Raw genomic sequence first — 23,322 nt, forward strand, 5'->3', positions numbered from 1 at the left:
CCGCTCTCTTCCCGTCCCACAGCGAATCTCCTCTGTCCACTCACGCCCTGGCCGTCGCACGCCTCAGGGGCCTTGTCGCCTGCGCACTCGGCAGCCCCGAGCGGAGACCGACTAGTTCGACCCGCTCCCGCCGCGCTTGGAGCGCGACTTCTTCTTGGGCTGCTTACGCTCGATCTTAGGCTGTTCCTTCGGCTCCGGCGTGGATTCTGCGCCCTTCTTTCGGCCGAGCATGCCCTTGGCCGAACCGTTGGACTGGCCCTTGGCGCCGCTCTTGGCGTCCGCCGTCTCCTCCCCCGGAAGCGGCTGGTTCCGGTAGAGGAAGTGCTGCTGCACCATGGTCCACACGTTGGAGGTCACCCAGTAGAGGAGCACACCGACGGGCATCGCCAGACCGAAGAGTCCGAAGGCCGGCGCCAGGTACATCATGATCTTCTGCGTCTGCATCATGGGGTTGTCGGGCATCTGCGCCGTGCTGCGCTTGATGCTCTGCCGCATGGTGAGGAACGTCGTGAAGCCCATGATCACGCAGGCGAACGCGATGAGGACCTTGGCCATGATCGGGTCGGTGGACCCCAGGGCCAGCAGCTCCTCGGAGGAGCTGTTGAACTGGGCCGCGATCGGCGCCTGGAAGATCAGCGCCTGCCGCGCGCTGTCGGCCAGCTCCTGGTCGAAGCCGTACCGCGCGTTGCCCTCGGCGACGCTGCGCAGCACGCTGAACAGCGCGAAGAAGACCGGCATCTGCAGGAGGAGCGGAAGGCAACCCATGATGGGGTTGGTGCCGCTCTCCTGGTAGATCTTCATGGACTCCTGCTGCAAGCGCTGCTTGTCGTGCTTGTAGCGCTCCCGAAGCTTCATGATCTTCGGTTGGATGTCCTGCATCTTCCGCTGCGTGTTCATCTGCTTGACGAACAGCGGAACCATCAGGAGCCGCATCAGTACTGTGAGCAGCACGATGGACAGGCCCCACGCCCACCCGCTGTCAGGGTCCAGGCCGGTGAGGGACAGACCCGTGTGGATCCAGGCCAACACGTGGCCGACGATGTTGTAAAGCCAGTCGAGCACCGGCCAACTCCTATGTGATTCGGTTCGGCTACTGGTCCCCGGGAGCGGTGCCGGTGTGGCCGGTACCGCCCGCCGACTCCTCGGTCTCCCGGCCCGGACGCCCCTTGGGCGGCGGTACCGGATCGAGTCCCCCGGGATGGAAGGGGTGACAGCGGGCGATGCGGCGGATTCCCAGCCACAGCCCGCGTGCGGCTCCGTGCACACGCAGCGCCTCGACGGCGTACGCGCTGCACGAAGGGTAGAAACGGCAGACCGGGGGGAAGAGCGGACTGATGAAGCGTTGGTAGCCCCGAATGGGCAGGATCAGCACGCGCGCGAACGCCGTCGGTCTGTGCTCGGTCATCGGCTCGCCTACCGTTCCCCGTCCCTGTCGGGACGGCGGTCCACCACTGTCTCGCTGCTGGACGCACCGGTGCCCCGGGCGCGGTGGTCGTGACGGCCACCGCGGTCCCGGCGAGCGTCCCGGCCGCGTCGACCGTCGCGGCCGCGCCGGGGCCGGGTGGCCGCGGCGAGCGCGCCGTCGATCTGCGCGGCCAGCTCGGACTGCCGCGCGGTGGCGGCGGAGGGCTTGGCACGTACTACCAGCAGGCTACCGTCAGGCAGCGCGCCGACCCTTGCCCGCATCACGTGCCGCAGACGGCGCTGCACCCTGTTGCGTACGACGGCGACGCCGACGGACTTGCCGACGACAAAACCGACGCGGGGCGGATCCGCGTCCACCGCGTCCGGGCGCGGCGCGAGGTAGACCAGGCCGATGGCGTCGCGGGAGGCGCGCCGGCCCGAGCGCATGACGGTGGAGAACTCGGAGCCGCGGCGCATCCGGTTCCTCGACGACAGCATCGGTACTCCCTCCGGCGTCGGCTCCCACGTGTCACACGAAAAAGGGACCGGCCGGCGAGAAGGCCGGACCGGTCCCTGAGGTCTTGGTGCTGGGCGTGGCCTAGTGGCTCACGGTCAGCGCCGAGCGTCCCTTGCGGCGCCGCGAGGCGATGATGGCGCGACCGGCGCGCGTACGCATGCGCAGCCGGAAGCCGTGGACCTTCGCGCGACGCCGGTTGTTCGGCTGGTACGTACGCTTGCTCACTACAGGCTCCAGGGGCGTGTCAGGAAAGTACTACGACAGACCCCCAGGATAAGCGGGGCCTCAGAGTGCATGTGCCGTGGCCGCGCCGTCATGCGGACATGGGCGCTGGCAGATCATCGGCATAAGCATAAAGAAGATACGACGCGACGCGGGTGAGGTCAAATCGGCCCACGTCACCCGCCTCCGCGGCCCGCCGGACGACCGACCGCACGGCGCCCGCCGGGCGGGTTTTCCACAGCGGGGCCGACCCTGTGGCCTGTGGATGACCACAACCTGTGGATAACCTGGCGCCGTCGACCGGCCGGCCAAGTCCACCTCGGCTCTACACAGGCTCTGAACAGGGAATTGTGGATAACCCTGCGCCGCCCGAGCAGGTCTGCCATCCTGTGGATAAACCTGTGTACAACGTGTGGACAACGGCCGATACCTGTGGACACCGGCCCGACGAGGACAAGTTATCCACAGGTTCGTGGGACCCTGGAACCCCGCCTGTGCACAGCTTCACTGCCCCGGCACCCCTGAGGAGGGAGGACAATGGAGAGCTCACCCCCACGCGCGACGACACCGGTCCCCTCCGCCCGCTCCGAACAGACCCGCACCGAAGGGACGACAACCGTGGCAGGTCACCTTGGCTGACGCACAGGTCAACCTCGCAATGGTCTGGCCCAGTGTGCTGGACGGGATCGACAACGACGCCCTTCCCGCGCACCAGCGCGCCTGGCTTCCGCAGACGCGTCCCCTGGGGATGATCGAGGACACCGCGCTGATCGCGGCGCCCAACGAGTTCACCAAGAAGGTGCTGGAGACCCGCCTGTACCTGGTGATCAGCCAGGCGCTGTCCGCCCACCTGGGCCGGGACGTCCGCGTGGCGGTGACCGTCGACCCGACCGCGGTGCAGACGCCTCCCCCCACGCCCGTTCCGCCGGCCCCCTTCGCCCCCGAGGACCACGGCCGCCCGCGCGGCTACGAGCCGCCCGCGCCCCAGGGCCAGCACGCCCGCCCGGAGTCCGAGCCCTACCGCCCGGCTCCGCGGCGGCCCGTGCCCCAGGAGCAGGTCCGCCACGAGCCGGGGCACCCGCGGCCCGAGGAGCGGGAGCACCAGGACGGGCCGCGCGAGGAGAGAGGGCACCACGAGCGGGCGCGTCCGGAGCAGGACCGCGGGCAGCAGCCCCGGGACCAGGACGCGCACCTCTTCCCCCAGGCTCCGAACGGCTACCCAGACCAGGCGCACGCGCCCGCCCCGTCCCAGCCCTCCTCCCGCGCCGGCGCTCCGGCCGAGCGCGACGGCAGCGACCTGCTGGGACCGGACCGCGCGGGTGAGGACACCTCCCGCCCCGCGCGGGCGCACCCGTCCGGGTACGACGAGCCGCGGGCCCCCGGCCCCTGGACGGTGGCCGGTCCCACGGCCCCGCCCGCGGCACCCGAGCCCCAGTGGGACCAGCCGCGCGCCACCTGGCAGCAGGAGAGCCGGGACGGAGCCGCCTGGGACCGGCCCAACCGGTGGGAGACCCCGCGCCACGACCCCGCGCCGACGGGCGAGGAGCACCCGGCGGAGGAGCCCGCGCCGGCCCCCGCCGAGGACACCCGCCACGACGAGGGGCCGCCGCCCAGGCCCGAGGCCGCCGAGCCGCCCCCCACGCCCCCGGGCCGCTCGCCCGAGATCCCGCCCGGGGAGCACGCGCGCCTCAATCCCAAGTACACGTTCGACACCTTCGTCATAGGCTCCAGCAACCGCTTCGCCCACGCGGCCTCGGTCGCGGCCGCCGAGGCGCCGGCCAAGGCCTACAACCCGCTGTTCATCCACGGCGGTTCCGGGCTGGGCAAGACCCACCTCCTGCACGCCATCGGGCACTACACGCACCGCCTCTACGAGGGGTCCCGGGTGCGCTACGTCAGCTCCGAGGAGTTCACCAACGAGTTCATCAACTCGATCCGGGACGGCAAGGCGGACGGCTTCCGCCGCCGGTACCGGGACATCGACGTCCTCCTGGTGGACGACATCCAGTTCCTGGAGAACAAGGAGCAGACGCAGGAGGAGTTCTTCCACACCTTCAACACGCTCCACAACTCCGACAAGCAGATCGTCATCTCCAGCGACCGGCCGCCCAAGCAGCTGACGACGCTGGAGGACCGGATGCGCAGCCGGTTCGAGTGGGGCCTGCTGACCGACGTCCAGCCGCCCGAGCTGGAGACGCGGATCGCGATCCTGCGTAAGAAGGCCGCGCAGGAGGGCCTGGCGGCGCCGCCGGAGGTCCTGGAGTTCATCGCCAGCAAGATCTCCACCAACATCCGCGAACTGGAGGGCGCGCTCATCCGCGTCACCGCGTTCGCCAGCCTCAACCGCCAGTCGGTGGACCTGGACCTGACCGGGCAGGTCCTGCGCGACCTCGTGCCCAGCACCGAGGTCCCCGAGATCACGGCCGGGTCGATCATGTCCCAGACGGCCGCGTACTTCGGGCTGAGCGTGGAGGACCTCTGCGGGACCTCGCGGTCGCGCGTGCTGGTGACCGCCCGGCAGATCGCCATGTACCTCTGCCGGGAGCTCACCGACCTCTCCCTGCCCAAGATCGGGCAGCAGTTCGGCGGCCGGGACCACACGACCGTGATGCACGCCGACCGCAAGGTGCGCGCCCTCATGGCCGAGCGCCGGTCCATCTACAACCAGGTGCACGAACTCACCAGCCGCATCAAGGACCAGCCCTAGGGCCAGGGCGTGGGCGGTGGGACGGGCGGGGCGGCGCACGGGCTGTGGGCCGCCCCGAGTCGTGTCCGGAGAGTTATCCACAGGTTGTGGGGACAACCGGCGCGCGAGCGGCGGTTCCGGTACGTGCCGGGACGACCCTCCCGGCGCCGCGCACGGCTCCGGCCGCGCCGCCCCGACCTCCTCCTACACCGCCGTGCGGCCCCGTGTGGGCCGCGCTGTTGCCCTGCCCACATCCGGGTGCCGCCCCCTGGCCACCGTTCTCACCTGCGGCGTCGTACACACGCCGGACGCGCGCCTGTGGACAAAGCTGTGCACGGCCTCTTTGCCCCGGTTCGCGTGCTCTGCGCGGCGGCCCCGAAAAAAGTTTCCAGGTTTCTTGGCCGAGTTATCCACAGGAAGGGCTCGAATTCTGTGGATAAGCATGTGGACAACCTGTGGACAAGGGCGCCGAAGTTGTGGGTAACCGAGTCGGTTCTGTGGACGGACCGATGAACGCCCGGAGGGCTCCAGCCGCTGCGCCTGTGGAGAACCTGGGGAAAACCTGTGGACGCGGCTGTGGACGGAGTGTGGACAAGCTGTGGGCCCCTCTGGCCGTCCACAGGCACCCCGAGTTACGCACAGGGTCGTCCACAGGCTCTGTGGATAAAAATTCCGGTGTTGACCTGGTAAAACAAGGGTTATCCACACTATCCACAGGCCCTACTACTACGACGCACCTTCATTAGCCCAGATGTGGCTTCTCAACCGCTCCGCGGAAAAACTGTGGACAAAGCGATGAGTCGGCAGCGACGGCGGCGCCCTCCCGAGATGTCAGCGGCAGCGGAGGAATCCGGGTAACGTGTGGTCTCGCCCCTGTCCTGCGCCGCCCGATCGGAGCGGTGACCCCAACGGGATCCGAGGGCCCTCCCCGGTGGCACCGACCGGAGTCCGCACACACCCTGTGGACGACGCCCACCCGCCGACTCCGGAGACCTCGGACCACCCCTTCAGACACCACGAGCTGCAACGTTGAGGCTGCGACCGGTCCGCCGGTCGTGCGGAAAGTGAGTCGGAAAGTGAAGTTCCGGGTCGAACGCGACGTACTGGCCGACGCAGTCGCCTGGACCGCGCGCACACTCCCGACGCGCCCCTCGGTCCCGGTGCTCGTCGGCGTCCTGCTCGACGCAGGAGAGTTCGACGGCAGGCAGCAGGTCCGCCTGGCCGGTTTCGACTACGAGGTCTCCACCCAGGCCGCGGTCGACGTCGATGTGGACGAGCCGGGCCAGGTCCTGGTCCCCGGCAAGCTGCTGGCCGAGATCACCCGCAACCTGCCTCCACAGGTCGTGGAGGTCGCCACCGACGGCCCCAAGGTCGTCGTCAGCTGCGGTAGCGCCAAGTTCACGCTCACCACCATGCCGGTCGAGGACTACCCCACTCTTCCGGAGATGCCCGGTGTGAGCGGGACGGTCGGCAGCGACGCCTTCGCCGCCGCGGTGAGCCAGGTGGCGGTGGCCGCCGGCCGCGACGACACCCTGCCGATGCTGACCGGCGTCCGGGTCGAGATCGAGGGCGAGACCATCACCCTCGCCTCCACCGACCGCTACCGCCTGGCCGTGCGCGAGCTGACCTGGAAGCCGGAGAACCCCGAGCTGTCGGCGGTCGCGCTGGTCCCGGCCAAGACCCTCCACGACACCGCCAAGTCCCTCACCTCGGGCGCCGAGGTCTCCGTGGCGCTCTCCAGCGGCGACGGCGGCGAGGGCATGATCGGCTTCGAGGGCGGCGGCCGCCGCACCACCTCCCGCCTGCTGGACGGGGAGTTCCCCAAGTACCGCGCGCTGCTGCCGGACAGCTTCAACACCGTCGCCGAGGTGAGCCGCTCCGAGTTCGTCGAGGCGGTCAAGCGCGTCTCCCTGGTCGCCGAGCGCAACACGCCGCTGCGGCTGGCGTTCTCCCAGGGCCGCCTGGTCCTGGAGGCCGGTACCGGCGAGGACGCCCAGGCCGTCGAGGTCCTGGAGGCCGACCTGGACGGCGAGGACATCCAGATCGCGTTCAACTCCGGGTTCCTGCTGGACGGGCTCGGCGCCATCGGCACCGACGTGGCCCGCCTGCACTTCACCACCTCGACCAAGCCCGCGATCCTCACGGGCAAGCCGGCCGAGGAGGGCGCGCCCGCCCAGTACCGCTACCTGATCATGCCGGTGCGCCTGTCCGGCTGATCCGCGACGGGTTCGATTGACTGGCGTCCGCCGCCGCCCCGAGCACACCGCCCGGGCCGACCGGCGTCCACATGTCCACAGGTGGCGAAGGGGAGCGAACACATGCAACTCGGAATGATCGGGCTCGGGAAGATGGGCGGCAACATGGCCGCCCGGCTCCGGGAGAAGGGCCACGACGTCGTCGGCTTCGACGTGATGTCGCCGGAGCGGGACGTCGACACGCTCCAGGACCTGGTCTCGCGGCTGGCCGCGCCCCGCGTCGTGTGGGTCATGGTCCCCTCGGGCGACCCCACGGTCACCACCATCAACGAGCTGCGCGACCTCCTCCAGGAGGGCGACCTCGTCATCGAGGGCGGCAACTCCCACTACGTGGACGACCGCACGCGCGCCGACGACCTCGCCGCCAAGGGCATCGGCTACCTCGACGTCGGCGTCAGCGGCGGTGTCTGGGGCCGGCAGAACGGCTACGGCATCATGGTCGGCGGCCGGGCGGAGGAGGTCGAGCGCGCGCGTCCGGTCTTCGACTCCCTGACCCCCGACGAGGGCGGCGGCTTCGTGCACGCCGGGGCGGTCGGTGCCGGGCACTTCGTGAAGATGGTCCACAACGGCATCGAGTACGGCATGATGCAGTCCTTCGCCGAGGGCTTCGAGCTCATGACCGCCTCCGGCATCGTGGACGACGTCCCGGGCACCTTCGAGAGCTGGCGCGAGGGCACGGTCGTGCGCTCCTGGCTGCTCGACCTGCTGAGCCGGGCCCTGGAGGAGGACCCCGACCTCTCCGAGCTGCGCGGCTACGCGGAGGACTCCGGTGAGGGCCGCTGGACCGTCCAGGCCGCCGTCGACCACGCCGTGCCGGCCCCGGCGATGACCGCCGCGCTGTTCGCCCGCTTCGCCTCGCGGCAGGACGACAGCCCCGCGATGAAGGTCGTCGCCGCCCTGCGCAACCAGTTCGGCGGACACGCGGTCACCAAGTCCGACCCGGACCCGCGCACGCCCTCCCGCGACTAGGGTCCAGGGGCCCTCGCGGGGCGCGTGCGCACAGGCGGCGCCGCGCCCGCGGGATCGGCCCCGTACCCGGAGCTGACCCGCGGCGGGGATCCGTCCCGGGAACCGCCAACGGGCGCGGGACGGGTGCCGCCGGGGTCCTGGAGGATCCCGAGGCGGGTGCGTAGGAAGGGACCGTGCCGCAGGCGTCCGCTGAGGACCGTGGCGGGCACGGGCGCACACACCGGAGCGGCCCCCGCGTCCCCTTCGACCCGGTTCCCGGCCACGCGGGCGCCCGACCAAGCGAGCGAAGCGAGCCAGCGACACAGAGGAAGGCCGGATGTACGTCTCCCACCTGCAACTGGCCGACTTCCGGTCCTACACCTCCGCGCTGGTGGAGATGGGGCCGGGCGTGAGCGTCTTCGTCGGCGCCAACGGCCAGGGCAAGACCAACCTCGTCGAGGCCGTCGGCTACGTCGCCGCGCTGAGCAGTCACCGCGTCTCCTCGGACACCCCGCTGGTCCGCCGGGGCGCGCCGCGGGCGATCGTCCGGGCCAAGGTCGTGCGCGACGAGCGCTCGATGGTCGTCGACCTGGAGCTCAATCCCGGCCGTGCCAACCGCGCCCGCCTCAACCAGTCGCCCGTCAGCCGGCCCCGCGAGGTGCTGGGCGTGCTCCGCACCGTGCTGTTCGCTCCCGAGGATCTGGCCCTGGTCAAGGGCGACCCCGGTGAGCGGCGCCGGTTCCTGGACGACCTGCTCGTGGCGCGGGCGCCGCGAATGGCGGGCGTGCGCTCCGACTACGACCGGGTGCTCAAACAGCGCAACGCGCTGCTGAAGTCGGCCTCGGCGCAGTTCTTCAGACGCGGCGGGCCGGACCCGGACCTCAGCACCCTGGAGGTGTGGGACGACCACCTGGCGCGGGTGGGGGCCGAACTCCTCGCGGCGCGCCTGGACCTGGTCGCCGCGCTGCGCCCGCTGGTCGACCAGGCCTACGCGGGGCTGACCGACTCCGGCGGCCCGGCCGTGCCCGCCTACCGCCCCTCCTGGGCGGAGGAGGGGGTCGAGCTCCCCGCCGACCGTCCACAGCTTGTGGACGCACTGCGCGCGGCCATGGCCGGGGCGCGGGAGCGCGAACTCCAGCGCGGGGTCAGCCTGGTCGGCCCGCACCGCGACGACCTGCTGCTGAGCCTGGGCGAGCTGCCCGCGAAGGGGTACGCGAGCCAGGGCGAGTCGTGGTCCTTCGCGCTGTCGCTGAAGCTGGCCGCCTTCGAGCTCCTGCGGGCCGACGGCGACGACCCCGTCCTCATCCTCGACGACGTGTTCGCCGAGCTGGACACCGAGCGGCGCCGGCGTCTGGCCGAGCGGGTCCGCGACGCCGAGCAGGTGCTGGTGACCGCGGCGGTGCCGGACGACATCCCCCGGGAACTCGACGGCGCGCGCTTCGGGGTACGCGAGGGGAGCGTCGAGAGTGAGTGAGGCCCGTCCACAGCCTGTGGATCCACGATCCGGCCAGGGGGCGTTCGGACCCGGGCCCGGGCCGGCCGCCGGCCGGGTCCGCCCACAGCCTGTGGACAGAACCGCGCCCGGCGCCTCCCCCGACGCGGTGCGCCCCGGTGCGGCCGAGCCGGGCGCGTCCTCTCCTCCCCCCTCCCCCGGTCCCGCGTCCGGGGACCCCGCCCCGCCCGCGGCGTCCGGCGCCGACCTCGCCCGGCAGGCCCTGGCGCGGGCCCGCGCCGAGGCCCGCGAACGCGGGGCGGTCCCCCGCGGGGCACCGCGCGCCCGGCGGCGTGGCCGGTTCCGGTCACGCAACGAGCCCCAGCTGTTCGGGGACGCGGTCCGCACGTGGCTGATCGACCACGGCTGGCAGGAACAGGTCGCGATCGGCGGGGTGTTCGGCCGGTGGGCGGACATCGTGGGCGCGTTCAACGCCGAGCACCTCCGTCCGGAGAGCTTTTCGGACGGAGAACTCGTCGTCGTAGCCGATTCGCCGACCATGGCCGCCCACGCACGCGCGATGGTGCGGGATCTCATGCGCCGGCTCAACGAGGAGTTGGGCGAGGGGACGGTCGTCGCGGTCACGGTCAAGGGACCCGGTTCCCGGCGTCGATAACCGGCCGAATATGCCCGTCCGTGTACTTCCGTCCCGCTTGTGGCGGTGGTTTCCGCAGGTGAGCAGGGGTACAGGGGTGACGGGGCCGTCGGCCCGCGCCGACCGATTCCCTCCCCCGGGTGCTCCGCCGGGACGCGTGCGGGGGCTCAACGCCACTGAACCGCGCCGGGACTTGCTCAAGGGGCGTCCCGCGTGTAGGGACTCGACTCCCGCCCTGAACGTTCGATCTGGAGCGGCACAGGGCCGCCAATGCCACTTTGTCGCACCGCGCGGGGTATCATGGGGACGGTTCTTCAGACGCCTGTAGCCGGTACCACGCCCCCAGGAGAGGGTGGGCGGACGGCCCGCGCGGCGAGCGGTGATCCCCCAGGTGTGACGGCATGTCGACACCCTTGGTCACCGGCCCGCGGGTTGACCGTTGCCGCGGCCACGGTCGGCAGGCGTCCCCAGCAGGAGGGTGTACCCACTTGGCCTACGACGCTCGATCAATCACGGTCCTGGAGGGGCTTGAGGCAGTACGCAAGCGCCCCGGGATGTACATCGGTTCCACCGGAGAGCGGGGCCTGCACCACCTGGTGTACGAGGTGGTGGACAACTCCGTCGACGAGGCGCTGGCGGGTCACGCCGACGCCATCGAGGTGACCTTGCTGGCCGACGGCGGGGTACGGGTGGCCGACAACGGCCGCGGTATCCCCACCGACCTGCATCCCGTGGAGAAGCGCCCGGCCGTCGAGGTCGTCCTCACCACGCTGCACGCCGGCGGCAAGTTCGACGGCAAGTCCTACGCGGTCTCCGGTGGTCTGCACGGTGTCGGCGTCTCCGTCGTCAACGCCCTGTCCACGGCCCTGGACGTGGAGATCCGCAAGGACGGCCACGTCTGGCGCCAGCACTACGAGATGACCGCCCCCACCGGCGAGCTCATCAAGGGGGAGGCGACCGACGAGACCGGTACCCAGATCACCTTCTGGCCCGACGGCTCCATCTTCGAGACCACGGTCTTCACGTTCGAGACCCTCGCGCGCCGGATGCAGGAGATGGCCTTCCTCAACAAGGGGCTGTCCATCACCATCCGCGACGAGCGGCCCGAGCACACCGACGGCGGCCCGACCGTCAACACCTTCCACTACGACGAGGGCCTGTCCGACTACGTCCGGCACATCAACGCCAAGAAGGAGCCGGCCCACGCCTCGATCATCTCGTTCGAGGAGGAGGGCGACGGCATCTCGGTGGAGATCGCCATGCAGTGGAACCAGTCGTACACCTCGTCGGTGCACACCTTCGCCAACACCATCAACACGGCGGAGGGCGGCACGCACGAGGAGGGGTTCCGCTCCGCGCTCACCACGCTGGTCAACCGCTACGCCCGGGACCAGAAGCTGTTGCGCGAGCGGGAGGAGAACCTCACCGGTGACGACATCCGCGAGGGCCTGACCGCGATCATCTCGGTGAAGCTGGCCGACCCGCAGTTCGAGGGCCAGACCAAGACCAAGCTGGGCAACACCGAGGCCAAGTCCTTCGTCCAGAAGGTCACCAACGAGCACCTGCGCGACTGGTTCGAGCGCAACCCGGGCGAGGCCAAGGACATCGTGTCCAAGGCCAGCCAGGCCGCACGCGCCCGCGTCGCCGCCCGCCAGGCCCGCGACCTCACCCGCCGCAAGACCCTCCTGGAGTCCACCTCCCTCCCCGGCAAGCTGTCCGACTGCCAGTCGACCAACCCGGAGGAGTGCGAGGTCTACATCGTCGAGGGCGACTCGGCGGGCGGCTCGGCCAAGGGCGGGCGCAACCCCCACAACCAGGCGATCCTGCCCATCCGCGGCAAGATCCTGAACGTGGAGAAGTCGCGCATCGACCGCATCCTCAAGAACAACGAGGTCCAGGCGATCATCACCGCCCTGGGCACCGGGATCCACGAGGAGTTCGACGCCGACAAGCTGCGGTACCACAAGGTCATCCTCATGGCCGACGCCGACGTCGACGGTCAGCACATCCGGACCCTGCTGCTCACGCTGCTCTTCCGCTTCATGAAGCCGCTGGTGGAGGCCGGGAACGTGTACCTGGCCGCCCCGCCGCTGTACAAGATCAAGTGGGACCAGAAGGGCAGCGACGCCGACTACGCCTTCTCCGACGCCGAGCGGGACCGGCTGATCGAGGCCGGGATCGCCGCGGGCAAGCGGGACCCGCGCCCGCGCGACATGGTGCAGCGGTTCAAGGGTCTGGGCGAGATGAACGCCAACGAGCTGTGGGACACCACGATGGACCCCGACCGGCGCGTCCTGCTCCAGGTGAGCCTGGAGGACGCGGCCCAGGCGGACGACATGTTCAGCGTGCTCATGGGCGAGGACGTCGAGTCGCGGCGCTCCTTCATCCAGCGCAACGCCAAGGACGTCCGCTTCCTGGACATCTAGTCCCCCGTACCGCAGGCAGGCCCGGTGGCCCCGGGCAGTGAACTACTGAGAAGGGATCGACATCCGTGACGGATGCGAACAACCCGGACGTCCCTGAGGGTACGGAGTCCGCAGCGGAGACGCCGGCCCGTGTGACCGACCGGATCGAACCCGTCGACATCCAGGTCGAGATGCAGCGCAGCTATCTCGACTACGCGATGTCCGTCATCGTCGGCCGTGCCCTCCCCGACGTCCGAGACGGCCTCAAGCCCGTCCACCAGCGCGTCCTGTACGCGATGTACGACGGCGGCTACCGCCCCGACCGCGGGTACTTCAAGTGCGCCCGCGTCGTCGGCGACGTGATGGGCAACTACCACCCGCACGGTGACAGCGCCATCTACGACACCCTCGTCCGCCTGGCGCAGTCGTGGTCGATGCGGATGCCGCTGGTCGACCCGAACGGCAACTTCGGGTCCCCGGGCAACGACCCCGCGGCCGCCATGCGCTACACCGAGTGCAAGCTGGCGCCGCTGGCGATGGAGATGCTCCGGGACATCGACAAGGAGACCGTCGACTTCCGGCCCAACTACGACGGCCGCTCCTCCGAGCCCGTCGTGCTCCCGGCCCGCTTCCCGAACCTGCTGGTCAACGGCTCGTCGGGCATCGCGGTCGGCATGGCCACGAACATCCCGCCGCACAACCTGCGCGAGGTCGCCGAGGGCGTCTACTGGTACCTGGAGAACCCGGAGACCGAGGACGAGCAGCTCCTCGACGAGCTCATGGCCCGCATCAAGGGCCCGGACTTCCCGACCCGCGGCCTCATCGTGGGCAAGCGCGGGATCGAGGAGGCGTACCGGACCGGCCGCGGCTCCATCACCATGCGCGCCGTGGTCGAGGTGGAGGAGGACAGCCGGGGCCGCCAGATCCTGGTCGTCACCGAGCTGCCCTACCAGGTCAACCCGGACAACCTCGCCGAGAAGATCGCCGACCTGGTCAAGGACGGCAAGATCACCGGTATCGCCGACGTCCGGGACGAGAGCAGCGGCCGCACCGGCCAGCGCCTGGTGATCGTGCTCAAGCGCGACGCCGTCGCCAAGGTGGTGCTGAACAACCTCTACAAGCACACCCAGCTCCAGGACACCTTCGGCGCGAACATGCTCGCGCTGGTGGACGGCGTGCCGCGGACCCTGCGCCTGGACCAGATGATCCGGCACTGGGTCAAGCACCAGGTCGAGGTCATCGTCCGGCGCACCCAGTACCTGCTGCGCAAGGCCGAGGAGCGGGCGCACATCCTGCGCGCGCTGCTCAAGGCCATGGACCGGATCGAGGAGGTCATCAGCCTGATCCGGGCCAGCGCCTCCGCCGACGAGGCGCGCACTGGCCTGATGGGGCTGCTGGAGATCGACGACATCCAGGCCCGGGCCATCCTCGACATGCAGCTGCGCAAGCTGGCGGCCCTGGAGCGCAACGCGCTGACCGCCGAGTACGACGAGCTCATGGCGCAGATCGCCGACTACAACGACATCCTCGCCTCGGACGTGCGCCAGCGCTCCATCATCCGCGCGGAACTCGGCGAGATCGTCGAGAAGTACGGCGACGAGCGCCGCACGCACATCATCCCGTTCGAGGGTGACATGCGGATGGAGGACTTCATCGCCGAGGAGGACGTGGTCGTCACGATCTCCCGCGGCGGTTACGCCAAGCGCACCCGGATCGACAACTACCGGGCGCAGAAGCGCGGCGGCAAGGGCGTGCGGGGCGCGCAGCTCAAGCAGGACGACATCGTCCAGCACTTCTTCGTCACCACCACCCACCACTGGATCCTGTGCTTCACGAACCAGGGGCGGGTGTACCGGACGAAGGCCTACGAGCTGCCGGAGGCCGCCAGGGACGCGCGCGGCCAGCACGTGGCCAACCTGCTGCCGTTCCAGCCGGGCGAGGAGATCGCCCAGATCATGGCGCTGCGCGACTACGAGGCCGCGCCGTACATGGTCCTCGCCACCCGTGAGGGCCTGGTGAAGAAGTCGCGGCTGGAGGACTTCGACTCCGCCCGCGCGGCCGGCATCATCGCGATCAACCTCCGCGAGGACGACGAGCTGATCGCCGCGCGGCTGGTCTTCCCCGACGACGACCTCCTGCTGATCTCCAGCGACGCCCAGGCGATCCGCTTCTCCGCCTCGGACGAGTCGCTGCGTCCGATGGGCCGCGCCACCAGCGGTGTGATCGGCATGCGCTTCCTGGAGGGCGACTACCTCCTGAGCATGGACGTCATCCGGCCCGGCGACGGGTCCACGGACGTCCTGGTCACCACGGAGAACGGGTACGCCAAGCGCACCCCGTCCGAGCAGTACCCGGTGCAGAACCGGGGCGGCAAGGGCGTGCTGACGGCCAAGGTGGTGGAGGCCAGGGGCAAGCTGGTCGGCGCGCTGATGGTCGACCCGGAGGTGGACGAGGTCTTCGCGATCACGTCCGCGGGCGGAGTCATCCGCACCGGAGCCGAGGAGGTCAAGCAGTCGGGCCGCACCACGATGGGCGTGCGCCTGATGAACCTCGACAAGGGCAACAAGATCGTGGCCGTGGCGCGCAACGCCGAGGCCGCGGAGGCGGTGGAGGCCGAAGTGGCCGAAGCGGCCGACACGGGTGACGAGGCAGCCGAGGCGCAGAACTCCGAGGCCTAGACTTCGCGATAAGCCTGGTACGTCCCGCGGGGCACATCGCGGCCCCGCGGGACACCTCTTGTCCTGTTCACCGGTCCCAAAGAAAGTCCAGCGGTAACGTTTCTATGTCTGAGAACCAGCGGAACACCACGACGAACGCATCCGACTCGGACGCCCCGGAGACGGACGCGTCGGAGACGGGCGCCGTCGACACGACGGAGCCCGGCACCGACACGGCGGTGGAGGAGTCCGAGGAGCCGGACACCGCCAGGGCCGGGGAGCCGGCGCGGACCGCCACGGAGGACGAGGCCGAGGAGACCGACGCGGAGGAGGCCGGGGCGGAGACCGCCGGGGCCGCCGACGGGTCAGGGGACGTCCGGGGAACCAAGGACACCGAGGACTCCGAGGACACCCGGGGCTCCGGGGCCGCCGAAGGGGCCGAGGAGTCCGGGGGCACCAAGGAGCCCCGGATCGCCGAGGCGATCGAGGGGGACGGGTCCGCGGCCGCCGTGGCGCCCCCGGAGCCGGAGCGGGGCGGGGCCGAGGAGGATGCTGTACATGAGTCGGTGGCGGATCGCACGGAGGCGGGAGAGGCACCAGTGACGGATCCGAAGGACACGGCCCCCCAGGGGAACAATGCCGTGAAAGCGACCCTGTCCAGCCGCAAGGCGCACCTGACGGTCTCCAGAGTGGAGCCCTGGTCGGTGATGAAGTTCAGCTTCGTCGTCTCCCTGGTGGCCTTCATCGTCCTGTTCGTCGCGATCACCGTGATCTACGTGACGCTGTCGATGCTGGGCGTGTTCGACGAGCTGACCAACATGATCAACGCGCTCCTGGAGGGCGACGGATCCGAGGACGAGCTGGGGCTCAACCCGGCCGCCTGGTTCTCGCCCGGACGCGTGCTCGGCTACACCGGAGTGGTGGGGGCGCTCAACATCGTGCTCATCACCGCCCTGTCGACCGTGGCCGCGATGCTCTACAACCTGGTCGCCGACCTCGTCGGCGGCGTGGACGTGACCCTCTCCGAGGCGGAGTAGCGGTACTCCGTACGGACACGGCGGGAGCCGGCCCCCTCACGGGGCCGGCTCCCACTGCTTCCGGTCGGTCCGTTCGCGGTCGGTCCGGTCAGTGCCTTGCGGTCAGCGCTTGCCCGGGAGGAAGTCCTGGGCCTTGGACTTGATCCCCTGCGTCAGCACCGACCACGCCTCCGGGTCGCCCTTGGCCAGCGCCTGGGCCGTGCTCTCCATCTGGTCGAGCGTGGCGTGCGGCGGAATGGGCGGGATGGCCGGGTCGGTGACGAACTCCAGCAGCGTGGGCCGGTCGGCCGCCAGGGCCCGGCGCCAGGCGTCGCCCACCCCCTCCGGGGCGTCGATCCGGATGCCCTGCATGCCCAGGTTCTCGGCGAACCCGGCGTAGGACAGGTCGGGGATCCGCTGCGAGGGGATGAACTGCGGCGTTCCGCCCATCGCCCGCAGCTCCCAGGTGACCTGGTTGAGGTCGCCGTTGTTGAACACGGCCACGATCACCCGCGGGTCGTCCCACTCCTTCGCGTAGTGGGACATCGTGATCAGCTCGTTGAGCCCGCTCATCTGCATCGCCCCGTCGCCCACCAGCGCGATCACCGGGCGGTCGGGGTGCGCGAACTTCGCACCCGTGGCGTAGGGCGCGCCCGGGCACATCGTGGCGAGCGTGCCGGAGAGCGACCCGCGCATGCCCTGGCGGAAGCGCAGGTGCCGGGCGTACCAGTTCGCCGCCGACCCCGAGTCCGACGTGACGATCACGTCGTCGGGCAGCAGCGGCGACAGCTCGTGGCAGACGAGTTCGGGGTTGACCGGATCCGCCTCGACGTGCGCCCGCTGTTCGAGGACCTGCCACCACCGCTCGACGTTGTCCTCGATCTTCTCGCGCCAGGACCGGTCCGTCTTGCGTTCGAGCAGCGGCAGCAGCATCCGCAGCGACTCGGTGGCGTCTCCGACGAGGTTGCACTCGAACGGGTACCGCATGCCGAGCATCGTCGGGTCGATGTCGATCTGCACCGCCCGCGCCTGGTCGTACTCCGGCAGGAACTGGCTGTAGGGCAGGTTGGAGCCCACCACCAGCAGGGTGTCGCAGTCGCGCATCAGCTCGTAGGACGGCCGGGTCCCGAGCAGGCCGATGGCGCCGGTGACGAAGGTCGGCTCGTCGGAGAGCACGTCCTTGCCCAGGAGGGCCTTGGCCACGCCGGCGCCGAGGACGTCGGCGATCTCGGTGAGTTCCCGGTGGGCGCCGCGCGCCCCCTGCCCGGCCAGGATGGCGACCCGCTCCCCGGCATTGAGGATCTCCGCGGCCTGGGCCAGCCCCTCCGCGGAGGGCAGGACCTGGGCGCGCGAGACGCCGAGGCTGGAGGGCACCATCTTGAAGTCGTGCGTCGGCGGCGAGTACTCCAGCTCCTGCACGTCGGACGGGATGATGACCGCGGTGACGGTCCGCCGCGTGATCGCCGTGCGGATCGCCCGGTCCAGCACGTTGGGCAGCTGCTCGGGGACCGTGACCATGTGCAGGTAGTCGCCGGCGACGTCCTTGTACAGCGACATCAGGTCGACTTCCTGCTGGTAGGCGCCGCCCATCGCGCTGCGGTTGGTCTGCCCGATGATCGCGACCACGGGGACGTGGTCGAGCTTCGCGTCGTAGAGGCCGTTGAGCAGGTGGATGGCGCCCGGCCCGGACGTGGCCGCGCAGACGCCGACGCGACCGGAGAACTTGGCGTAGCCGGTGGCCTCGAACGCCGCCAGCTCCTCGTGCCGGGACTGGATGAACTTGGGCTGGTTCTCGGCGCGCCCCCACGCGCCGAGCAGCCCGTTGATGCCGTCTCCCGAGTAGGAGAAGACGTGCTCGATCTCCCACTCCCGCAGGCGTGCCAGTACGTGGTCAGAGACCAACTCGGCCATGGTGCTTCCTCTCCCGGGGGCCGAGGACCGGCCGTCGGGATCCCCCGTCTCGTCGCGCTCTTCTCCCGCGCGCCGTGCCCGCGCCGCGGGAGCCCTCTGTGGCCGCGACTACCCAGCCCGCGTGGACGCACACGTCCTCCCGCCGAATCCGTGACCGCGCGTGTCGTGCCCGAACACAGGAACGTTTGTGCCCGGGGCTGGCGGTTAGTGGGGCGCATAGGGCGCCCGCGGCGGGATGGCCCGGGCCCGGCAGCGCACACCGGTCGGAGGGGGAACTCACATGGCCACGGAACCGGATCGGCTCCCCCGGGACGGCGCGGGGGCGGACACCGGCTCCCTGTTCCGGGACCTGGAGGCACGGGTGGACGGCGAGGTGCGGTTCGACGCGGGCACACTGGCCGCGTACTCGACGGACGCCTCCAACTACCGCCGGGTCCCGATCTGCGTGGTCGCCCCGGCCACCGTGGAGGACGGGGCCGAGGCGGTGGCCGTGTGCCGCGAGCACGGCGCCCCGGTGCTCTCCAGGGGCGGGGGCACGAGCCTGGCCGGGCAGACCGTCAACCACGCGGTCGTGCTCGACTGGTCCAAGTACTGCGACGGCATCCTCGACGTCGATCCCGAGGCGCGCACGGCGCTGGTGGAGCCGGGCGTGGTCCTGGACGCGCTCAACGCCCGCGCGGGCGAGGCCGAACGCGGCCTGGGTTTCGGCCCGCGCCCCTCCACCCACGGCCAGTGCACGCTCGGCGGGATGATCGGCAACAACTCCTGCGGAGCCAGCGCGCAGGCCTACGGCAAGACCGTGGACAACATCCTCCGGCTGGAGGTGCTGACCTACGACGGGTGCCGGATGTGGGTGGGCCCCACCTCGGACGAGGAGTACGAGCGGATCCTGGCGGAGGGCGGTCGCCGCGCCGAGATCCACCGCGAACTGCGCGCGCTGCGGGACGAGTACGCCCTGGCGATCCGGCGGCGCTTCCCCGACATCCCCCGGCGCGTCTCGGGCTACAACCTGGACTCCCTGCTGCCGGAACAGGGGTTCGACGTCGCCGCGGCGCTCACGGGCTCGGAGGGCACCCTGGCGACGGTGCTGCGCGCGGAGGTGCGCCTGGTCGAGCACCCGCAGGCCTCGGCGCTCGTGGTGTGCGGGTTCGAGGACGTCTTCGCGGCGGCCGACGCCGTTCCCGAGGTCCTGGAGTACGATCCGTACGCTCTGGAGGGGCTGGACGACAAGCTCATCGACTACGAGGTCCGCAAACAGCTGCACCCCGAGGCGGTGCGGCGGATGCCCGAGGGCGCCGGATGGCTGATGGTCCAGTTCGGCGGCGCCGACCGCGAGGAGGCCGCCGAACGCGCCAGGGAGTTCACGCACACGTCGAAGGCCGTGCGGCGCGGGGACGTGCTCGTGGTCGACGACCCCGGTGACCAGGCCCGCATGTGGCAGGCGCGCGAGGCCGGGCTGGGAGCCACGGCCCGCGTCCCGGGCGAGGCCGACACCTGGCCGGGCTGGGAGGACTCCGCGGTGGCGCCGGAACACTTCGGCGACTACCTGCGGGACCTGCACGCGCTGATGGAGGAGTTCGACTACGCGTACCGGTCGTCGTTCTACGGACACTTCGGCCACGGGTGCCTGCACACGCGGGTCCCCTTCGACCTGAAGTCGCCCGAGGGCGTGGACGCCTACCGCCGCTTCGCCGAACGGGCCGCCGACCTGGTGGTCGGCTACGGGGGGTCGCTCTCGGGCGAGCACGGCGACGGTCAGTCCCGCGCCGAGTTCTGGCCCCGGATGTTCGGCTCCGAGCTGATGCCCGCGTTCGCCGAGATGAAGCGGATCTTCGACCCCGACGACCGGATGAACCCGGGCCGGCTCGTGCCTCCCGGCGGCGGGCGGCCCAGCCCGCTCGACGCGGACCTGCGCCTGGGCCCGGCCCGCCGGCCCTTCGAACCCGACACCTACTTCGGCTACCCGCACGACGACCGCTCCTTCGACCGGGCCGTTCAGCGCTGCGTGGGCGTGGGCAAGTGCCGCACGGAGTCCGGCGGGGTCATGTGCCCGAGCTACCGCGTCACCGGGGAGGAGGAGCACTCCACCCGTGGACGCGCCCGGCTGCTCTCCGAGATGCTGCGCGGCGACCTGGTCGAGGACGGGTGGCGCTCCGACCGGGTGGAGGGCGCCCTGGACCTGTGCCTGGCGTGCAAGGGCTGCAAGACCGACTGCCCGGTGAACGTCGACATGGCGACCTACAAGGCCGAGTTCCTCGCCCACCGCTACGAGGGCCGGGTGCGCCCGGCCTCGCACTACGCGCTGGGATGGCTGCCGCTGTGGGCCAGGGCCGGATCGCTGGCACCGGAGGCGGCCAACGTCCTCAGCGCCTGGCCGCTGCTGACCGGTATCGGCAAGCGCCTCGCCGGGCTGGCACGGGAGCGCCCGGTTCCGGCGATCGCCCCCCGGCGCTTCAGCGACGCCCTGCGCCGGCGCGGGAGCCGCGGGGGCGAACGCGGCGAGGTCGTACTGTGGCCCGACACGTTCACCGAGAACTTCCATCCCGCGATCGGCGCCGCCGCGGTCCGGGTCCTGGAGTCCGCGGGGTTCCGCGTCCGGGTCCCTCCGCGCACACCGTGCTGTGGGCTGACCTGGATCTCCACCGGGCAGCTCGGGGTGGCGCGCCGGGTGCTGCGGCGGACCCTGCGCCTGCTGCGGGACGACATCCGCGCCGGGACGCCGATCGTGGGACTGGAACCCTCGTGCACGGCGGTGCTGCGCTCCGACGCGGTCGAGCTGTTCCCCGACGACGACCTCGCCACCGGGCTGCGGGACAACGTCCACACCCTCGCCGAGTTCCTGCACGAGTACGCGCCCGACTGGGAGCCGCCGCGCCTGGACCGGGTCGCCGTCGCCCAGCCGCACTGCCACCAGCACGCCGTCCTGGGCTTCGACGAGGACGCCCGGCTGCTGGAGCGCACCGGCGCCGAGGTGGACGTCCTCGACGCGGGGTGCTGCGGGCTGGCCGGCGACTTCGGCTTCGAGGACGGCCACTACGCCGTGTCGATGTCCGTGGCCGAACAGGGCCTGCTCCCCGCGGTCCGCGCGGCGGACTCCCGCGCCCTGCTGCTGGCGGACGGGTTCAGCTGTCGGACCCAGATCGAGCAGTCCGGGGTCGGGCGCCAGGCCGTGCACCTGGCCGAGGCGCTGGACCTGGCCCAGCGCGGACAACTGCCCGAGGAGCGTCCGGAACGTGCGGCCACGAGGTTCGCCGCGCCGCGCACGGTGCCCGACTACGACGCCGAGGCCCTGGCCGAGGAGGCCGTGCGGGTCGGCCGCCAGGTGGGCCGGACATGAGCGCCGCGACGGATCCGCGGGTCACCGACGTGGAGGCGGCCGTCTACACCGTGCCCACCGACCGGCCCTCGGCGGACGGCACGCTCGCGTGGGACTCGACCACCATGGTGCTCGTCCGTGTGCGCGGAGGCGGGCTGGAAGGGCTCGGCTGGACCTACGGGCCGCCCGCGTGCGCGTCCGTCGTCCGGGACCAGCTCGCCGACCAGGTCCGGGGACGGCCGGTCCTGGACGTGCCCGCCGCGCTGGAGGCGATGATCCGCTCGGTGCGCAACGCGGGCCGCCCGGGCGCGGTCGGCTACGCGGTGTCGGCCGTGGAGACCGCGCTGTGGGACCTCAAGGCCAGGGTGCTCGGACTGCCCCTGTACCGCCTGCTCGGCGCGAGCCGGACGGGCGCGCCGCTCTACGGCAGCGGTGGGCTGACCAGCTACACCGACGACGTGATGCGCGCGCAGCTCTCCCACTGGGTCCACGAGCAGGGCTTCCCCCGGGTCAAGATCAAGATCGGCGAGGACTGGGGCGCCCGGGAGCGCCGGGACCTGGAACGGCTCTCGATCGCGCGCGAGGTGATCGGCCCGGACGCGGAGCTCTTCGCCGACGCGAACGGCGCCTACTCCGACAAGCAGGCGATCAGGCTCGCGGGCGCGCTGGCCGACCTGGACGTGCGCTGGCTGGAGGAGCCCGTCTCGTCCGACGACCTGGACGGTCTCCGGCGCGTGCGGGGCGGGGTCCCTGCGGACGTGGCGGCGGGAGAGTACGGGATCGACCTCACCTACTTCCAGCGGATGTGCGCGGCGGGGGCGGTGGACTGCCTCCAGGTGGACATCACCCGGTGCGGCGGCCTCCTGGAGTTCCTGCGCGCGGCGACCGTGGCCGCCGCGCACGGATTGGAGGTGTCGGCGCACTGCGCGCCCTACCTGCACCGCCACGCGGTCCTGCCGCTGCCCAACCTGCGGCACGTGGAGTGGTTCCACGACCACGTCCGGATCGAGACGCTCTTCTTCGAGGGCGCGGACCCGCCGGTCGACGGCGTGCTGTACCCGGACCCCGACCGCCCGGGACTCGGCCTGGACCTCAGGGAGGCGGACGCGGACGCCTACCGCGCGGGCTGAGTCGGGACCCGTTCGGAGTACTCCCGGTGACCGGATACGATCGGAGGCGAAGCGGGTCGCCCAGTGCGGGAGCCCCTTCCCGCCCAGGTGAATCGGTTCGCTCCGGTTCTCAGGATGCGGTAGAGTTCCTCCCGGAACGAGGGCGTATAGCTCAGTCGGTTAGAGCGCATCCCTGATAAGGATGAGGCCCCAGGTTCAAGTCCTGGTACGCCCACACAGTTTGTGCAGTTCAGAGCCTTGTTCTCCACCTCGGAGAGCAGGGCTCTTCCTCTTTTGACCGTCATCTGACCGTGGGACCCCACGGCATCCCCTGTCAGAGCCCGCACTCCCCCGGCACTGAGCGGCACCGGCCGGACGCCAAGTCGACAACAGATCGAATCGCTATGTCGACTCGACTCTAGCCGACGCTCCCCTGGCCGGTAGCGGCACGCCCAGCAGCTCCAGGAGCTCTGCGGTGACTACCCGGTAGGTTCCGCCGTAGCGGAGCAGCCGGCAGGGGAACTCACCGCGCCTCGCAAGTTCGTAGGCCATCGTCCGACCCATGTGCAGGGCACGGGCGGCCGTCATCAGGTCCACCGCCGCCGGCAGGTCGTACAGCTCTCGGATCGTGAAGGCCTTGCTCTCCTCGGTCACTGCTCTCCCGCGCGTTGGCTTCGTCGTCAAGGGGAGTAAGCCTCCACAGCCACAGCTTGTGACATCGTTGTCGGCCCCGAGCGCCTTCGCTGGTTCGAGAAAGTTGTAGCTTCGCCGTCCGACCCGGAACGAAAG

At 70.9% G+C, this 23,322-nt stretch carries 16 protein-coding genes and 1 tRNA gene; 11 read left to right on the forward strand and 6 right to left on the reverse strand.

The window, feature by feature from the left end:
- Nucleotides 1-111: 111 nt before the first annotated feature.
- From yidC to rpmH, 4 genes are all read right to left on the reverse strand, one after another.
- Nucleotides 112-1,062, reverse strand: a complete 951-nt coding sequence (gene yidC, locus ADL05_RS27395; protein ID WP_053619904.1) for a membrane protein insertase YidC — start codon at nt 1,060-1,062, stop codon at nt 112-114.
- A gap of 28 nt (nt 1,063-1,090) precedes the next feature.
- Nucleotides 1,091-1,405, reverse strand: coding sequence for a membrane protein insertion efficiency factor YidD (gene yidD / locus ADL05_RS27400; RefSeq protein WP_053619905.1), 315 nt, complete (start codon nt 1,403-1,405; stop codon nt 1,091-1,093).
- An 8-nt stretch (nt 1,406-1,413) separates the two neighbouring features.
- On the reverse strand, nt 1,414-1,902 hold the full coding sequence (gene rnpA, locus ADL05_RS27405) for a ribonuclease P protein component (protein ID WP_053619906.1): 489 nt from the start codon (nt 1,900-1,902) through the stop codon (nt 1,414-1,416).
- A gap of 100 nt (nt 1,903-2,002) precedes the next feature.
- The gene (gene rpmH / locus ADL05_RS27410) at nt 2,003-2,146 is read right to left on the reverse strand and encodes a 50S ribosomal protein L34 (RefSeq protein WP_028647916.1); all 144 of its coding nucleotides are present in this window, start codon (nt 2,144-2,146) and stop codon (nt 2,003-2,005) included.
- A 655-nt stretch (nt 2,147-2,801) separates the two neighbouring features.
- Here rpmH and dnaA point away from each other — a divergent pair.
- The 8 genes from dnaA to ADL05_RS27450 all read left to right on the forward strand — a co-directional run bounded on the left by dnaA (nt 2,802) and on the right by ADL05_RS27450 (nt 16,218).
- A complete protein-coding gene (dnaA, locus tag ADL05_RS27415) occupies nt 2,802-4,850 on the forward strand; it encodes a chromosomal replication initiator protein DnaA (protein ID WP_053619907.1) in 2,049 nt (682 codons plus the stop codon).
- A gap of 1,055 nt (nt 4,851-5,905) precedes the next feature.
- Nucleotides 5,906-7,045, forward strand: a complete 1,140-nt coding sequence (dnaN, locus tag ADL05_RS27420) for a DNA polymerase III subunit beta (RefSeq protein ID WP_053619908.1) — start codon at nt 5,906-5,908, stop codon at nt 7,043-7,045.
- Between the two features lie 102 nt (nt 7,046-7,147).
- Nucleotides 7,148-8,053, forward strand: a complete 906-nt coding sequence (gene gnd, locus ADL05_RS27425; RefSeq protein ID WP_053619909.1) for a phosphogluconate dehydrogenase (NAD(+)-dependent, decarboxylating) — start codon at nt 7,148-7,150, stop codon at nt 8,051-8,053.
- 316 nt (nt 8,054-8,369) lie between these two features.
- A complete protein-coding gene (gene recF / locus ADL05_RS27430) occupies nt 8,370-9,506 on the forward strand; it encodes a DNA replication/repair protein RecF (RefSeq protein ID WP_053619910.1) in 1,137 nt (378 codons plus the stop codon).
- 241 nt (nt 9,507-9,747) lie between these two features.
- Complete coding sequence (locus tag ADL05_RS27435; RefSeq protein WP_053619956.1) at nt 9,748-10,140, forward strand: DUF721 domain-containing protein; 393 nt, start codon at nt 9,748-9,750, stop codon at nt 10,138-10,140.
- A 467-nt stretch (nt 10,141-10,607) separates the two neighbouring features.
- Nucleotides 10,608-12,545, forward strand: coding sequence for a DNA topoisomerase (ATP-hydrolyzing) subunit B (gyrB, locus tag ADL05_RS27440; protein WP_082376933.1), 1,938 nt, complete (start codon nt 10,608-10,610; stop codon nt 12,543-12,545).
- 65 nt (nt 12,546-12,610) lie between these two features.
- On the forward strand, nt 12,611-15,202 hold the full coding sequence (gyrA, locus tag ADL05_RS27445; RefSeq protein WP_053619912.1) for a DNA gyrase subunit A: 2,592 nt from the start codon (nt 12,611-12,613) through the stop codon (nt 15,200-15,202).
- Nucleotides 15,203-15,306: 104 nt separating this feature from the next.
- Nucleotides 15,307-16,218: a DUF3566 domain-containing protein gene (locus ADL05_RS27450; RefSeq protein WP_053619913.1), complete on the forward strand. Its 912-nt coding sequence runs from the start codon at nt 15,307-15,309 to the stop codon at nt 16,216-16,218.
- 102 nt (nt 16,219-16,320) lie between these two features.
- On the opposite strand, the gene ADL05_RS27455 is transcribed toward ADL05_RS27450, so the two are convergent.
- Nucleotides 16,321-18,108, reverse strand: a complete 1,788-nt coding sequence (locus tag ADL05_RS27455; protein ID WP_053619914.1) for a thiamine pyrophosphate-requiring protein — start codon at nt 18,106-18,108, stop codon at nt 16,321-16,323.
- Nucleotides 18,109-18,388: 280 nt separating this feature from the next.
- On the opposite strand from ADL05_RS27455, the gene ADL05_RS27460 reads away from it, so the two are divergent.
- The 3 genes from ADL05_RS27460 (at nt 18,389) to ADL05_RS27470 (ending at nt 22,768) form a co-directional block, all read left to right on the forward strand.
- Nucleotides 18,389-21,445 (forward strand): FAD-binding and (Fe-S)-binding domain-containing protein, encoded by a 3,057-nt coding sequence (locus ADL05_RS27460; RefSeq protein ID WP_053619915.1) that lies wholly within the window; start codon nt 18,389-18,391, stop codon nt 21,443-21,445.
- Nucleotides 21,442-22,554, forward strand: coding sequence for an enolase C-terminal domain-like protein (locus ADL05_RS27465; protein ID WP_053619916.1), 1,113 nt, complete (start codon nt 21,442-21,444; stop codon nt 22,552-22,554). Before ADL05_RS27460 ends, ADL05_RS27465 begins: the two co-directional genes overlap by 4 nt.
- Nucleotides 22,555-22,694: 140 nt before the next feature.
- Nucleotides 22,695-22,768 (forward strand) — tRNA-Ile (locus ADL05_RS27470).
- A 167-nt stretch (nt 22,769-22,935) separates the two neighbouring features.
- Here the strand turns inward: ADL05_RS27470 and ADL05_RS27475 are convergent.
- The gene (locus ADL05_RS27475; protein WP_082376935.1) at nt 22,936-23,187 is read right to left on the reverse strand and encodes a helix-turn-helix domain-containing protein; all 252 of its coding nucleotides are present in this window, start codon (nt 23,185-23,187) and stop codon (nt 22,936-22,938) included.
- Between the last annotated feature and the right edge of the window lie 135 nt (nt 23,188-23,322).

The sequence above is a fragment of the Nocardiopsis sp. NRRL B-16309 genome (genome assembly GCF_001279585.1).
Taxonomy (GTDB): domain Bacteria; phylum Actinomycetota; class Actinomycetes; order Streptosporangiales; family Streptosporangiaceae; genus Nocardiopsis.

What these genes read in the sequence shown, in the direction of transcription:
- ADL05_RS27460 (WP_053619915.1), top strand. Translation starts at nt 18,389, where the DNA reads ATGGCCACGGAACCGGATCGGCTCCCCCGGGACGGCGCGGGGGCGGAC.
- rnpA (WP_053619906.1), bottom strand. Translation starts at nt 1,902, where the DNA reads ATGCTGTCGTCGAGGAACCGGATGCGCCGCGGCTCCGAGTTCTCCACC.
- gnd (WP_053619909.1), top strand. Translation starts at nt 7,148, where the DNA reads ATGCAACTCGGAATGATCGGGCTCGGGAAGATGGGCGGCAACATGGCC.
- dnaA (WP_053619907.1), top strand. Translation starts at nt 2,802, where the DNA reads ATGGTCTGGCCCAGTGTGCTGGACGGGATCGACAACGACGCCCTTCCC.
- recF (WP_053619910.1), top strand. Translation starts at nt 8,370, where the DNA reads ATGTACGTCTCCCACCTGCAACTGGCCGACTTCCGGTCCTACACCTCC.
- ADL05_RS27465 (WP_053619916.1), top strand. Translation starts at nt 21,442, where the DNA reads ATGAGCGCCGCGACGGATCCGCGGGTCACCGACGTGGAGGCGGCCGTC.
- yidD (WP_053619905.1), bottom strand. Translation starts at nt 1,405, where the DNA reads ATGACCGAGCACAGACCGACGGCGTTCGCGCGCGTGCTGATCCTGCCC.
- ADL05_RS27455 (WP_053619914.1), bottom strand. Translation starts at nt 18,108, where the DNA reads ATGGCCGAGTTGGTCTCTGACCACGTACTGGCACGCCTGCGGGAGTGG.
- ADL05_RS27450 (WP_053619913.1), top strand. Translation starts at nt 15,307, where the DNA reads ATGTCTGAGAACCAGCGGAACACCACGACGAACGCATCCGACTCGGAC.